The sequence below is a fragment of the Sulfuricaulis sp. genome (assembly GCF_040901545.1).
In the GTDB taxonomy this organism is placed as follows: Bacteria; Pseudomonadota; Gammaproteobacteria; order Acidiferrobacterales; family Sulfurifustaceae; genus Sulfuricaulis.
The window spans coordinates 73,561-87,354 of record NZ_JBBDYL010000024.1; the positions used below are offsets into that span (position 1 = coordinate 73,561).

The following is a 13,794-nucleotide window of genomic DNA, read 5'->3' on the forward strand; positions in this document are numbered from 1 at the left end:
ATGTTTAGGCATATATTTAGCTCATGATTACCGTCGAAAGCTTCTTCCCCGCCCTGGCCGATCCGACACGCCTGCGCTGCCTGCTGCTGCTGGCCGCGGAAGGCGAGTTGTGCGTATGCGAGCTGACCCACGCGCTCGGCGAATCCCAGCCCAAGATCTCGCGCCACCTCGCCATGCTGCGTGAGAGCGGGATCGTCAGCGACCGGCGCGAAGGATTGTGGGTTCATTATCGTCTCAACCCGGACTTGCCGTCGTGGGCGCGTGAAATTCTGAATACGGCGAGCCAGGCAAACGCCGCAGCCAAGCCCTTCGCGCAGGACCGCAAGCGTCTGCGCGGCGCACCGAATCGGCCGCCGGTGCGCTGCTGCCCCTGACGGTGGACGCAACCGTAACTGTTCTAGGATGAACCATGTTCGAAGCCTTCGCCAACTGGATCGTCTACGACCTCGCCGGGATGCAGGGCACGGCCCTTGGCGCCGCGCTGCATTTCTTCGTCATGGACGTGACCAAGATCCTGGTGCTGCTCACGCTGGTGATCTACGTCATGGGGTTGCTGCGCGCCATGCTTTCGCCCGAGCGTGTGCGCGAGTTCATCCGCAACCGCGGCAATCTGCAAAGCCGCTTCATGGCGGTCGGGCTGGGGGCGGTGACGCCGTTTTGTTCGTGCTCGTCGATCCCGCTGTTCATCGGCTTCGTCGAGGCCGGCATCCCGCTCGGCGTAACGCTGTCGTTCCTGATCGCGAGCCCGATGATCAACGAGGTCGCGATCGTGGTGCTGGCCTCGGTGATTGGCTGGCAGACGGCCCTGATCTACGTCGCCACCGGCCTGACCGTGGCCTTCGTCGGTGGCTTCGTGATCGAGCGCTTTCGCCCCGAGCGCTGGGTCGAAGCATATGTCTGGAAAATCCACATGGGCGAGGCGCAACGCGCAGCACCCGACGTCTCGCTCAAGGGCCGGCATGAATACGCGGCTTCGCAGGTGCGCGAGGTCGTCGGGCGCATCTGGAAGTTCGTGCTCATTGGCGTCGGCGTCGGCGCCTTCATCCACGGTTACGTGCCGCAGGATTTCGTGGCGCGCATCGCCGGTGACGGCGGCCTGCTGTCGGTGCTCGGTGCGGTGACGGTCGGGGTGCCGCTCTATTCCGATGCCGTCGGCATCATTCCGATCGCCGAGGTGCTGCTGGGCAAAGGCGTGCCGCTCGGCACCGTGCTGGCCTTCATGATGGCGGTCACGGCGCTGTCGCTGCCCGAGATGGTGATCCTGCGCAAGGTCGTGCAGTGGCCGCTGCTCGGGGTGTTCGCGGGCTACCTGGCCACGGCGTTCGTGGTCGTGGGCCTGCTGTTCAACGCATTAAGAGGTGTCATATGAAAAACGTGCAGGTGCTCGGCACCGGCTGCGCCAACTGCAAGGCCACCGTGAAGCTCATCGAGGACGCGGCGCAAGCCAGGGGCATGGCGGTCGCAGTCGAAAAGGTCGAGAACATCGCCGACATCATGGCTTATGGCGTGATGTCCACACCGGGGGTGGTGATCGACGGCAAGGTGGTGCACACCGGCGGTGTGCCGGACCGCAAGAGAGTCGAGGGCTGGCTCGGGGATGGGTCGCCGTGAACGACAAGCCGCTGCTCGAATACGGCGTCAGCGCCGAGCGCCTGGACGCGCACGGCAGCCTTGCTTCCTGCAAGGAAGCCGAGCTGTTGCTCGATACCGACGTCGACGGGCGCATGGACGCCTTCAACCCGGTCGAGCTGCTGCTGGCGGCGCTCGCTGGCTGCATGATCAAGGGCATCGAGCGGGTGACGCCGATGCTGCACTTTCAGCTGCGCGGCGTCGAGGTGGTGCTGCGCGGTGTGCGCCAGGATACGCCGCCCAAAATGGCCAGCATCGAATATACGCTCACGGTGGACACCGACGAAAGCGACAGACGCCTGGAGCTGCTGCACCAGAACATGAAGAAGTATGGCACCGTGTACAACACGCTCGCCGCCGGCACCACCATCACCGGCACTATCCGGCGCGCCGCCGGGAGCAAGTCATGAACGATATATCGAACACATCGCCGGCCGCGATGATGAACAGCAACGCCACCCCCGATCTGGCCACGCAACTCAACCGCAACTGCCTGTGCCACACGCTCGATAGCCCGCGCCTGGCGCAGGCGCTGGGGCTGGCGCCGGATGCGGCGGCGCTGGCGCAACCGCCTTGGAGCGAGCGCCCGCACGCGTTCTCGGCCACGCCGGTGTTCGTATCAGCCGCCCAGGCGCGCGCCATGACTTCCACTATTCAGGCCATCGAATCCGCCGTGCACCTGCCCGGTTACCGGGAGCAGGCGCTGGCGCGCGCCCCGGCCAGCGCGCGCCTCGATCCCGGACCGCGCGGTGTGTTCCTGGGTTACGATTTCCATCTTGACCCCGGCGGACCGCGGCTGATCGAGATCAATACCAATGCCGGCGGGGCGCTGCTCGTGGCGGCACTGGCGCAGGCGCAGCGCGCCTGCTGCAACGAGGCCGAAGCGTTCCTGGCATCGTCCGGGACCGCCGGGCAGATCGAGCACAGCATCGTCGAAATGTTCCTCGCCGAGTGGCGCCTTAGCCGCGGTGAGCAAACGCTCAGGCGCATTGCCATCGTGGATGACGCGCCGGCGGAACAATATCTTTATCCGGAGTTCCTGCTGTTCCGCGCCTTGTTCGAGCGCCACCGGCTCGAAGCCGTGATCGCGGATGCGCGCGAACTCGTTTGGCGCGACGGCGCATTGTGGCATGGCGAGCAACGCATCGATCTCGTCTACAACCGCTTGACGGATTTCTACCTTACGGCACCGGAGCATGCCGCCCTGCGCGCGGCCTATGAGGCCGGCGCGGTGGTGCTGACGCCGCACCCGCGCGCGCACGCGCTGTACGCCGACAAGCGCAACCTGGTGCGTCTATCGGACCCGGATTTTCTGCGCGCGCTCGATCTGCCCGCGACAACGATCGAAATATTGACGCGCGGTGTGCCCCGGACCGTGGCCGTGAATGCCGCGCACGCCGAGGCGCTGTGGGTCGAACGCCGGCGTTATTTTTTCAAGCCGGCGGCGGGTTACGGCAGCAAGGCCGCCTACCGCGGCGACAAGCTCACCAAGCGTGTGTGGTCCGAGATTCTCGGCGCTGACTACGTGGCCCAGGAAACCGTGCCGCCGAGCGAGCGTGCGTTGCATGTCAAAGGCGACACGCTGGACCTCAAGCTCGACATCCGCGCCTACGTCTACGACGGCGCGATCCAGGCGCTGGCGGCGCGTCTGTACCAAGGCCAGACCACGAACTTCCGCACCCCGGGCGGCGGCTTCGCCCCGGTCGTGGTGGCGCCCGACAATGCCGCGACGACGTTCGCCGCTTGGCCGGATGCAACGGGCCACGACTTCGAATTCAGCAATCTGTGACGACGAGGCGATCATGTACAAACGCAAGGTAAAAATCCTGTTCCTCTGCACCGGCAACTCCTGCCGCTCGCAAATGGCCGAGGGCTGGGCCAATCATCTTGGCGGGGAATGGCTTGAGGTTTCCTCGGCCGGCATCGAGGCGCACGGAAAGAACAAGAGAGCCATTGCCGTGATGCGCGAAGCGGGGGTGGACATTTCGCTCCAGGAATCCACGCGCGTGACGCCTGACATGCTGGCGCAAGCCGACCTCGTCGTTACCGTGTGCGGCCATGCCGACGAGCACTGCCCGACGCTGCCGGCCGGCGTGCAGAAAAAACACTGGCCGCTGGATGACCCGGCGAAGGCGACAGGCACGGAGGATGAAGTCATGGCCAAGTTCCGCGCCACGCGCGATGAAATAAAAAACCGCGTCGAGGGCCTGATCGGCGGACTAAAAATAATGGCGCGCAGCGACACCAAGGAGAAAGCATGAGCGCACAATGTGAAACCACGGGCAAACGCGCCGCGGGCAATCCTATGGGAATATTCGAGCGCTACCTGACGCTGTGGGTGTTCGCCTGTATCGCCGCGGGCGTGGCTCTCGGGCATCTGTTCCCGGCGCCGTTCCTGGCGATCGGCAAAATGGAACTCGCACGCGTAAACCTGCCGGTGGCGCTGCTGATCTGGCTGATGATCATTCCGATGCTGCTCAAGGTGGACTTCGGCGCGCTGCGCGAGGTGCGCCGCCACTGGAAGGGCGTGGGCGTGACGCTGTTCATCAACTGGGGCGTCAAGCCGTTCTCGATGGCGCTGCTCGCCTGGATATTCATCCGCCACGCGTTTGCCGACTGGCTGCCGGCGGAACAGCTCGATTCCTATGTCGCCGGCCTGATCCTGCTGGCCGCCGCGCCCTGCACCGCCATGGTGTTCGTCTGGAGCCGGCTGTCCGGCGGCGAGCCGAATTTCACGCTCACGCAGGTAGCGCTGAACGACACGATAATGGTTTTCGCCTTCGCGCCGATCGTGGGACTGCTGCTCGGCCTCTCGGCCATTACTGTTCCCTGGGACACGCTGCTGCTGTCGGTCGTGCTTTATATAGTCATCCCGGTGATCGCTGCCCAACTGTGGCGCACACAGTTGCTCAGGCACGGCGGCGCGGCGGCGCTCGAACGCACGCTCGCGCGCCTGCACCTGCCATCGCTGGCCGCGCTGCTGGCAACGCTGGTGCTGCTGTTCGGCTTCCAGGGCGAACAGATCCTGGCGCAGCCGCTGATCATCGCCCTGCTCGCGGTGCCGATCCTGATCCAGGTGTATTTCAACTCGGGGCTGGCCTACCTGCTCAGCCGCCGCTTCAGGATCGCTCACTGCGTGGCCGGTCCCTCGGCGCTGATCGGCGCCAGCAACTTCTTCGAACTCGCCGTGGCCGCCGCCATCAGCCTGTTCGGCTTCCAGTCCGGCGCGGCGCTCGCCACCGTGGTGGGCGTGCTGATCGAGGTGCCGGTCATGCTGTCCGTCGTCAAGATCGTCAATGCCACGCGCGCCTGGTACGAGATCAAACCCGGCGTGCCAGGTTACGCGCAATGTTGTCCCGCCGTGGAAAACAGCCAGAAAGCACTGCCAAACAATGTTTAATCATTTCGTCATGGATGCGTCATGTATTTGTCATATTGCGCTGGGATAGTAGCGCCGCGTTAAACAGACCTTATTAATATTTTTTACACATTCCCGTTTCCGGAGGACATAGCATGCAAATGAAACGTACATTAGTGGCGCTCGCGACTGTTACCGCGGTGCTGGGCGGCATCGCCGGCACATTCGTCCCGGCTATGGCCGAATCCATCATCATGGTCGACGGTTCCAGCACCGTGTTCCCGATTACCGAGGCGGTGGCCGAGGAATTCCAGAAAACTCACAAGGGCTCCAGGGTGACCGTGGGCGTGTCCGGCACCGGCGGCGGTTTCAAGAAGTTCTGCCGCGGCGAGACCGACATCTCGGACGCCTCGCGCCCGATCCTCAAGAAGGAAATGGACCTGTGCAAGGAAGCCGGCATCCGGTACGTCGAGCTGCCGGTGGCATTCGATGCCCTGACCGTCGTGGTCAACCCGAAGAACGACTGGATCAAGAGCATGACCGTGGAAGAGCTCAAGAAGATGTGGGAGCCGGCGGCGCAAGGCAAGGTCATGAAGTGGAGCGACATCAACCCTAAGTGGCCCAACCATAAGATCGGACTGTTCGGGCCGGGCGCCGATTCGGGCACCTTCGATTACTTCACGGACGCCATCAACGGTAAGGAAAAGGCCTGCCGCGGCGACTTCACCGCCAGCGAGGACGACAACGTGCTGGTGCAAGGCGTGTCGCGCGACAAGTACGCGATCGGTTATTTCGGCCTTGCTTACTACGAGGAAAACCAGGGCAAGCTGAGATCCGTGCCAATCATCAACAAGGGCGCCTCCAAGGCCGTCGAGCCCTCGCTCGAAACCGTCATGGCCGGCACCTACCTGCCGTTGGCGCGCCCGATCTTCATCTACGTGGCCGAGAAGTCCATGGCCAAGCCGGAGGTGAAGGAATTCATCAATTTCTATCTCAAGAACGCGCCCAAACTGGTCAAGGAAGTAGGCTATGTGCCGCTTTCCCCGGCGCACTATGACCTGGCGCTGAAAAACTTCAACGGCAAGAAGCTTGGTACCGGTTTCGGCGGTAAAAACGAAGTCGGCGTCCGCGTGGATGAGCTGTTGAAGCGCGCGGCCCATCTGTAAGCCGTTACTGCTGCACGTCGCACCCGAAGAGCGCCCTATGGCGCCCTTCTTTATTGTCTCCGGCAAAATTATTCCGGCATAAAACAGGCACCGGATTGTCATAAAACTGTCACACAGAACGCCTACCATGCCTGTCTCGTGATGAGGTACCTGAAAAAGCTAAAACAGAAGTAAAATCAAAGAGATGACTCCTCAACCGTCCCGCTTTGCTTACCAAACCCGGCGTCATCTGCCGGAGCGGATCATTCAGGGGCTGCTGTTCCTGGCGGCGTTCACCGCCGTCGCCGTGACCATCGCTATCATGGTCATCCTGGTGTACGAATCGCTTGGATTCTTCGCCCATGTCTCGTTGTGGGAGTTCCTGACCGACACGCAATGGACGCCGCTCTTCTCCGACAAGCATTTCGGCATCCTGCCGCTCGTGTCCGGCACCCTGCTCACCAGCGCCGTGGCCCTGGCGGTCGCGGTCCCGCTCGGCACCGTCATTGCCATCTACCTGTCGGAGTTCGCCTCGCACCGGGTGCGCGAGGTGGTCAAACCGTTTCTCGAGCTGCTGAGCGGCGTGCCCACGATCGTGTACGGCTATTTCGCGCTGCTGTTCATCACGCCGCTGTTGCAGATAATCATTCCCGATCTTCCCGGCTTTAACATGCTCTCGGCCGGCCTCGTAATGGGCATCATGATCATCCCCTACGTCGCCTCGGTGAGCGAGGACGCCATGCGCGCGGTGCCGATGCACATCCGCGAAGGTTCGTACGCCATGGGGGCGACGCGCTTTCAGACCGCGCTGCGCGTGGTCACGCCGGCGGCCGCCTCCGGCATCGTGGCGGCCTACATCCTCGGCATCTCGCGCGCGGTGGGCGAAACCATGGTGGTGGCCATCGCCGCCGGCACCCAGCCGAACCTGACCTGGAACCCGCTCGAGGGCGCGGCCACTATCAGCGCCTACATCGTCCAGGTGAGCCTCGGCGACCTGCCGCACGGCAGTCTCGAATACCAGACCATCTTCGCCGCCGGTCTGGTGCTGCTGCTCATGACCTTGTTCTTCAATGTCATCGGCCATCTGATGCGCCGGCGCTTCCGCGAGGCTTACTAAATGTCCGACCTGTCCGATACCGCCAACAAGGTAGCCTCCATCCGCGCCATGATCGCCCGGCACAAGCGCTGGGACGTCATCTTTTCCATGATCGGTTTGGCCGCGATGCTGCTGGGCGTGATCACGCTGCTGGCGCTGTTCCTGGACCTGGTGCTGGACGGCTACGGCCGGCTGAATTACGATTTCTTTACCTCATTCCCCTCGCGCCATGCCGGCCAGGCCGGCATCCTCTCGGCCTGGGTCGGCACCACGCTGGTGATGCTGGTGACCGCGTTCGCCGGCGTGCCGCTCGGCGTCGCCGCCGGCGTCTACCTCGAGGAATACGCGCCGCGCAACTGGATGACCGATCTGATCGAGATCAACGTCACCAACCTCGCCGGCGTGCCGTCGATCGTCTACGGTCTGCTGGCGCTCGGCCTGTTCGTGTACCAACTCGACCTGGGCCAGAGCATTCTCGCCGCCGGGCTCACGCTGGCGCTGCTCATCCTGCCGGTGGTGATCGTGGCCACGCGCGAGGCGATCCGTGCCGTGCCGGGTGCGATTCGCGAGGCCGCCTACGCCGTCGGCGCCACCAAGTTGCAGACGGTGGCGCACCACGTGCTGCCTTACTCGACCGCGGGCATCCTCACGGGCATGATCATCGGCATGGCGCGCGCCATCGGCGAGACCGCCCCGATCATCACCATCGGCGCGCTCACCTTCATCGCCTTCCTGCCGCCGTCGCCGGTGACGACCGCGCCGCCGTTCGTGTCGTTCGACTGGCTGTTCGCGCCGTTCACGGTGCTGCCGATCCAGATGTTCTCCTGGCTGTCGCGTCCGCAAGCAGCGTTCCTGGAGAACGCCGCCGCCGCCGGGGTGGTAATCATCGTGATGACGCTGGCCATGAACGCCGTCGCGATCTGGCTGCGCTACCGCTACCGCAAACGCATCAAATGGTAAATCAGGGGGAACCCATGAATCCCGAAGTCCAGTTTGCTGTCCGTAAGGCCGTGCCGACCTATAATGGAGCCATGAGTCCGCCCTCCAAACCGGGTACCACGGCGTCCGATACTTCGTCCCGGACCGCCTCCCGCCCCCTCATCAAGGCGCTGGCGAAGGACCTCAACTTCTATTACGGCGGCACGGTCCAGGCACTCAAGAATATCAACCTGGAGCTGGCCGAAAAGCAGGTAACGGCGTTGATCGGCCCCTCGGGCTGCGGTAAGTCCACGTTCCTGCGCTGCTTCAACCGCATGCACGACCTCTACCCCGGTAACCGCTACGAGGGCGAAATCCTGATCCATCCGGACAACGTCAACATCCTGGCCAGGAACGTCGACCCGATTGAGGTGCGCATGCGCATCTCGATGGTGTTCCAGAAGCCGAACCCGTTCCCCAAATCCATCTACGAGAATGTCGCCTATGGCCTGCGCGTGCGTGACGTCAAGCGACGCAGCCTGCTGGATGACAAGGTCGAGGAAGCGCTGCGCAGCGCGGCCCTGTGGGACGAGGCCAAGGACCGCCTCCACGACCTCGCCTTCAACCTCTCGGGCGGCCAGCAGCAGCGTCTGTGCATCGCCCGCGCGCTCGCGACCGACCCGGAGATCCTGCTGTTTGACGAGCCGACCTCGGCGCTGGATCCCATCGCGACGGCGTCAATTGAAGAACTCATCACCGAGCTCAAGAAAAAACTCACAATCCTGATCGTGACGCATAACATGCAACAGGCGGCCCGGGTTTCGGATTACACTGCTTTCATGCATCTGGGCGAGCTGGTGGAGTTCGGGGATACCGATTCCATCTTTACCAACCCCACCCAGAAACGCACCGAAGACTATATCACCGGGCGTTATGGCTGAAGCCCGGAAGAGGGTGAGCCGGGTTATTCGTGAATGCACTTAACGTGCATTCACGCAGGCGAACGCCCGGCCTGGGGCGAGACAGAAACAGAGAAAGGTCCGGTGGACCTTTCTCCCGGCGAGCGGGTTCGCCAGGGATGGCGAACCCCGGCCTTTCCGCGCGGAGCGGGATGCGAAGCGAGGAAAGGCCGGGCTGGGGCCCAACGAAGTCAACAAGGCAACGCCAAGGACGGCTAGCAAGAAATTACGGAGAGCACCATGGAACCTATACATACCCATATTTCACACCAATACAATGTTGAGCTTGAGGAAATCCGCTCGCACGTATTGCAGATGGGTGGCCTGGTGGAACAGCAGATCGAGCAGGCCATGATCGCCCTGGTCAAGGGCGACGTCGCCCTCGGCGAGGCCGTCATCATGAACGACACCAAGGTCAATAAGCTGGAAGTCACCATCGACGAGGAATGCAACCAGATCATCGCCCGGCGCCAACCGGCGGCGAGCGACCTGCGCCTGGTGGTGGCCGTGATCAAGACCATCACCGATCTCGAGCGCATCGGCGACGAGGCCGAGAAAATCGCGCGCATGGCGGTGCGGCTGGCGGGCGAGGAACGACCAAAGAACAATTATGCCGAGATCCAGGTGCTGGGCCAGCACGTTCGCCAGATGGTGCATGACGCCCTCGACGCCTTTGCGCGCGTGGACGTCGAGTCGGCGCTGCTGACGGCGCGCGAGGACCGCAAAGCAGACCAAGAATACGAAGGCGCCATACGCCAGCTGATTACCTACATGATGGAAGACCCGCGCACCATTTCCCGTGTGCTGAACGTGATCTGGGCGGCGCGGGCGCTCGAACGCATAGGCGATCACGCGCGCAATATCTGCGAGTACATCATTTACTTCGTCAAAGGCAAGGATATCCGCCACACGAGCCTCGACCAGGTGGCGCAGGAAATCCTGGGTAAAGAGTCCTCCTGACGATTATCGTGTTTGATTTTTGTAATCCCGTCCCCATCTTGCTGACAAGGCAATCGCATCGATCTACCGGCTGAAATCCTGTCAAACTCAATGAAACTGGGCATGTCTCCAATGCCCGCGGGAGAAAACGTGGCTATTCAAGAAGTAACACAGGAAAATTTTCATCAAGTCGTGAGTGAAAACAATATGGTTCTCGTGGACTTCTGGGCGCCGTGGTGCGGACCGTGTCGTTCGTTTGCGCCGGTCTACGAAGCGGCCTCGATCAAATTCCCGGATGCGATCTTTGCCAAGGTCAATACCGAGGAACAGCAGGAATTGGCGGCCTATTTCCAGATTCGCTCAATTCCGACCCTGATGATTTTTCGCGAAAACATCCTCATCTTTTCGCAACCCGGTTCGTTGCCCGCCGCCGCGCTCGAACAGATTATCCAAAAGGCCAAGGCCCTGGACATGGATAAAATCCGCCGCGAAATCGAGCAGGAAAGTGCCGATGCGCAGAAGCGCGGCTGATAAACTCTGTCTCCGGATTCGGCGAATCCCCTCCCGGCTATAATTCGCTTGGTAAATCAATCATGACCATCCGTGATTCGCTACAACGATTCATTTTCGAGCACGCGCCGATACGCGGGGAGATCGTGCATCTCGACGCCACCTGGCGCGCCGTGCTCGAGCGGCGCGAATATCCGCCCCGCGTGCGCGACGTGCTGGGTGAACTCATGGCCGCCGCCGCGCTGCTTACCTCCACGATCAAATTCGACGGCCGGCTCATCATGCAGGTGCAGGGCAGCGGTCCGGTCAGCCTGCTGGTGGTCGAGTGCACCAGCGACCGCACCATGCGCGCCATTGCGCAGTGGGATGGCGAGGTGCCGGACGCGCCGCTTTCCGAACTTGTCGGAGACGGCCGTCTAGCCGTGACCATTGATCCGTTGAAAGGCAGGGAACTTTACCAGGCAATCGTGGAACTTGAGGGACTGTCCGTGGCCGAGGCGTTTGAAAACTATTTCGCCCGGTCCGAGCAGCTTGCCACGCGCCTGTGGCTCGCCTCTGACACCCGACAGGCAGCGGGCATGCTCCTGCAACGCCTGCCGGACAGCCCGTTGTCGGACGATGAGGCCTGGATTCGCGCCGTGCACCTTGGCTCCACCATCACGCGGGAGGAACTGCTCGCGCTTCCGGTAGCCGAAATTATTCATCGCCTCTATCATGAAGAGGATATCCGGCTGTTTTCACGGATGCCGGTCAGTTTCCGCTGTTCCTGCTCGCGCCGACGGGTTGAAACCGTGCTGCGCATGCTCGGGCGCGACGAGGTACATTCGATTCTCGCAGAACAGGGATCAATCCGCGTGGACTGCGAATTCTGCGGCGATTCTTATGAATTCGACCGGATTGACGCGGAACAGCTGCTTACCGGCGTTCACGGTACCCCTGCGACAACCACACGCCACTGATACGCCGGTAAATTAACCCGTAACTGTGTATAATGCGCGGCCTTTTGGCTAGAGTGAAAGAGTGCGCGCGCAAGCGCGCCACGGCTCGCCCCCTTCTCCCCTTGCGGGAGGCGAGATGGAGGTTTCGCGGATGTTCGGTGGACATCCGCGCCATCGAGCGGGTGCGCAAGGTGTTCGCGCACCCCGGCAGGAACCGATGAGGATGAGGGGGAGAGATGCTGAAACTGGTTGAACCCCTCACCCCTTGCCCTCTCCCGCAAGGGGAGAGGGGGAGCTGGTAAAAATCTTTTATCTTTTATGATCCAGAAATTGCGCAACATCGCCATCATCGCCCATGTCGATCATGGCAAGACCACGCTCGTGGACAAGCTGTTGACTCAGTCCGGCACCTTCGCCGCGCACCAGACCGTGGGCACGCGCATCATGGATTCGAACGTCCTGGAAAAGGAACGCGGCATCACGATCCTGGCGAAAAACACCGCGATCCGCTGGAACGACTACCGCATCAATATCGTCGACACGCCAGGACACGCCGACTTTGGCGGCGAGGTCGAGCGCGTGCTGTCGATGGTGGACTCGGTGCTGCTGCTGGTGGACGCCGTCGACGGGCCGATGCCGCAGACGCGCTTCGTCACACGCAAGGCTTTCGCCCAGGGCCTGAAGCCCATTGTCGTCATCAACAAGATCGATCGTCCCGGCGCGCGCCCGAACTGGGTGCTGGACCAGACTTTTGATCTGTTCGACAAGCTCGGCGCGACCGAAGAACAGCTCGATTTCCCGGTGGTATACACCTCGGCGCTGAACGGCTACGCCGGACTCACGCCGGACGTGAGCGAAGGCGACATGACACCGCTGTTCGAGACCATCATCAAACACGTCGCGCCCCCGAAGGTCGACCCCGAGGGCCTGTTCCAGATGCAGGTCTCGAGCATCGCCTATTCGAGCTACGTCGGCGCCATCGCCATCGGCCGCATCACCCGCGGCAAGGTGAAACCCAATCAACCAGTCGTGATCATCGACCACGACGGCAAAACCCGCAATGGGAAAGTACTGCAAGTGCTCGGCTTCATGGGACTGGACCGCACCGAAGTGCCCGAGGCCATGGCCGGCGATATCATCGCCATCACCGGCATTGACGGCCCGCGCATCTCCGATACCTTGTGCGACCCGAACAATGTCGAGATCCTGCCGCCGCTGTCGGTGGACGAGCCCACCGTCACCATGACCTTCGAGGTCAATAACTCCCCGTTCGCGGGACAAGATGGCAAATACGTCACCAGCCGCCAGATCCACGAGCGGCTCGAACGCGAGCTGATCCATAACGTCGCGCTGCGTGTGGAAGACACCGAAAGTCCCGACAAATTCCGCGTCTCCGGACGCGGCGAGCTGCACCTCGGCATCCTCCTCGAAAACATGCGGCGCGAAGGCTATGAGCTGGGCGTGTCGCGCCCGCAGGTCATCACCAAGCAAGTGAACCGCGAGACCCACGAGCCGTATGAACAGCTCACCGTGGACATCGAAACCCGGCATCAGGGCGCGGTCATGGAGCTGCTCGGCCAGCGCAAGGGCGATTTGCTCAACATGGAACCGGACGGCAAGGGCCGCGTGCGCCTCGAATACATGATTCCGGCACGCGGGCTTATCGGCTTTCAGACCGATTTCCTCACCGCCACCGCCGGCAGCGGCTTGATCTATCACGTGTTCGATCACTACGGCCCCGAGAAGAAAGGCGTGGTCGGCGGACGCATCAATGGCGTGCTGGTCTCGAACGGCGCCGGCGTGAGCGTCGCGTATGCACTGTTCAATCTGCAGGAACGCGGGCGCATGTTCATTGGCCCGGGCGAGGCATTGTACGAAGGGATGATCATCGGCATTCATTCGCGCGACAACGATCTGGTGGTGAATGCCATGAAGGGCAAACAGCTCACCAACTTTCGTGCCGCCGGCTCGGATGAGAACGTTATCCTCGTGCCCCCGATCGAACTCACCCTCGAACGTGCCATCGAATTTATCGATGACGACGAGCTGGTGGAGATAACCCCCAACCACCTGCGCCTGCGCAAGAGGTTTTTGAAAGAGACGGACCGCAAACGAGCGGATCGGTTAGCGACGGGTTAAATTGTGAAAACGCTTCCTCAAGGGTGAAGCGGGGTTTTGATACGCGCCATCCATGGCGCGTACCCTTGCAGGGCGCGCTAAACCGCGTTCAATTTGCATCCTTGGCTCCGCAAACGGCGCATCCCTGCGCCGCTTCTCGCTCCCGGCGGAATTGGGGGGGGGG

Annotated in this window: 15 protein-coding genes; all 15 read left to right on the forward strand. The window is 62.2% G+C overall.

Translation table 11 applies throughout. From position 1 onward, the window contains the following. The first annotated feature begins 23 nt into the window (after nt 1-23). The 15 genes from WD823_RS04090 to typA all read left to right on the forward strand — a co-directional run bounded on the left by WD823_RS04090 (nt 24) and on the right by typA (nt 13,631). Nucleotides 24-374 (forward strand): metalloregulator ArsR/SmtB family transcription factor, encoded by a 351-nt coding sequence (locus WD823_RS04090; protein WP_368428211.1) that lies wholly within the window; start codon nt 24-26, stop codon nt 372-374. A gap of 35 nt (nt 375-409) precedes the next feature. Then, nucleotides 410-1,369: a permease gene (locus WD823_RS04095; protein ID WP_368428212.1), complete on the forward strand. Its 960-nt coding sequence runs from the start codon at nt 410-412 to the stop codon at nt 1,367-1,369. Next, the gene (locus WD823_RS04100; protein ID WP_368428213.1) at nt 1,366-1,611 is read left to right on the forward strand and encodes a thioredoxin family protein; all 246 of its coding nucleotides are present in this window, start codon (nt 1,366-1,368) and stop codon (nt 1,609-1,611) included. Before WD823_RS04095 ends, WD823_RS04100 begins: the two co-directional genes overlap by 4 nt. Continuing rightward, entirely contained in the window at nt 1,608-2,039 is a 432-nt protein-coding gene (locus tag WD823_RS04105; protein WP_368428214.1) for an OsmC family protein, read from the forward strand. Before WD823_RS04100 ends, WD823_RS04105 begins: the two co-directional genes overlap by 4 nt. Next, entirely contained in the window at nt 2,036-3,418 is a 1,383-nt protein-coding gene (locus WD823_RS04110) for a hypothetical protein (protein WP_368428215.1), read from the forward strand. The genes WD823_RS04105 and WD823_RS04110 overlap by 4 nt, the downstream gene beginning before the upstream one ends. Before the next feature lie 13 nt (nt 3,419-3,431). Next, nucleotides 3,432-3,890: an arsenate reductase (thioredoxin) gene (gene arsC, locus WD823_RS04115; RefSeq protein WP_368428216.1), complete on the forward strand. Its 459-nt coding sequence runs from the start codon at nt 3,432-3,434 to the stop codon at nt 3,888-3,890. Continuing rightward, on the forward strand, nt 3,887-5,029 hold the full coding sequence (arsB, locus tag WD823_RS04120) for an ACR3 family arsenite efflux transporter (protein WP_368428217.1): 1,143 nt from the start codon (nt 3,887-3,889) through the stop codon (nt 5,027-5,029). Before arsC ends, arsB begins: the two co-directional genes overlap by 4 nt. Before the next feature lie 119 nt (nt 5,030-5,148). Continuing rightward, on the forward strand, nt 5,149-6,153 hold the full coding sequence (locus WD823_RS04125) for a PstS family phosphate ABC transporter substrate-binding protein (protein ID WP_368428218.1): 1,005 nt from the start codon (nt 5,149-5,151) through the stop codon (nt 6,151-6,153). Between the two features lie 184 nt (nt 6,154-6,337). After that, nucleotides 6,338-7,249, forward strand: coding sequence for a phosphate ABC transporter permease subunit PstC (pstC, locus tag WD823_RS04130; RefSeq protein WP_368428219.1), 912 nt, complete (start codon nt 6,338-6,340; stop codon nt 7,247-7,249). Next, complete coding sequence (pstA, locus tag WD823_RS04135; protein ID WP_368428220.1) at nt 7,250-8,188, forward strand: phosphate ABC transporter permease PstA; 939 nt, start codon at nt 7,250-7,252, stop codon at nt 8,186-8,188. 71 nt (nt 8,189-8,259) lie between these two features. Next, complete coding sequence (gene pstB / locus WD823_RS04140) at nt 8,260-9,087, forward strand: phosphate ABC transporter ATP-binding protein PstB (protein WP_368428312.1); 828 nt, start codon at nt 8,260-8,262, stop codon at nt 9,085-9,087. A gap of 258 nt (nt 9,088-9,345) precedes the next feature. Beyond that, the gene (phoU, locus tag WD823_RS04145) at nt 9,346-10,065 is read left to right on the forward strand and encodes a phosphate signaling complex protein PhoU (protein WP_368428221.1); all 720 of its coding nucleotides are present in this window, start codon (nt 9,346-9,348) and stop codon (nt 10,063-10,065) included. Between the two features lie 129 nt (nt 10,066-10,194). Beyond that, nucleotides 10,195-10,575 carry a thioredoxin gene (gene trxA, locus WD823_RS04150; protein WP_368428222.1) on the forward strand — a complete coding sequence of 127 codons (381 nt, stop codon included), beginning with the start codon at nt 10,195-10,197 and terminating at the stop codon, nt 10,573-10,575. Between the two features lie 62 nt (nt 10,576-10,637). Continuing rightward, nucleotides 10,638-11,513, forward strand: coding sequence for an Hsp33 family molecular chaperone HslO (gene hslO / locus WD823_RS04155; protein WP_368428223.1), 876 nt, complete (start codon nt 10,638-10,640; stop codon nt 11,511-11,513). Nucleotides 11,514-11,810: 297 nt separating this feature from the next. Continuing rightward, nucleotides 11,811-13,631: a translational GTPase TypA gene (gene typA / locus WD823_RS04160; protein ID WP_368428224.1), complete on the forward strand. Its 1,821-nt coding sequence runs from the start codon at nt 11,811-11,813 to the stop codon at nt 13,629-13,631. Nucleotides 13,632-13,794: the final 163 nt, after the last annotated feature.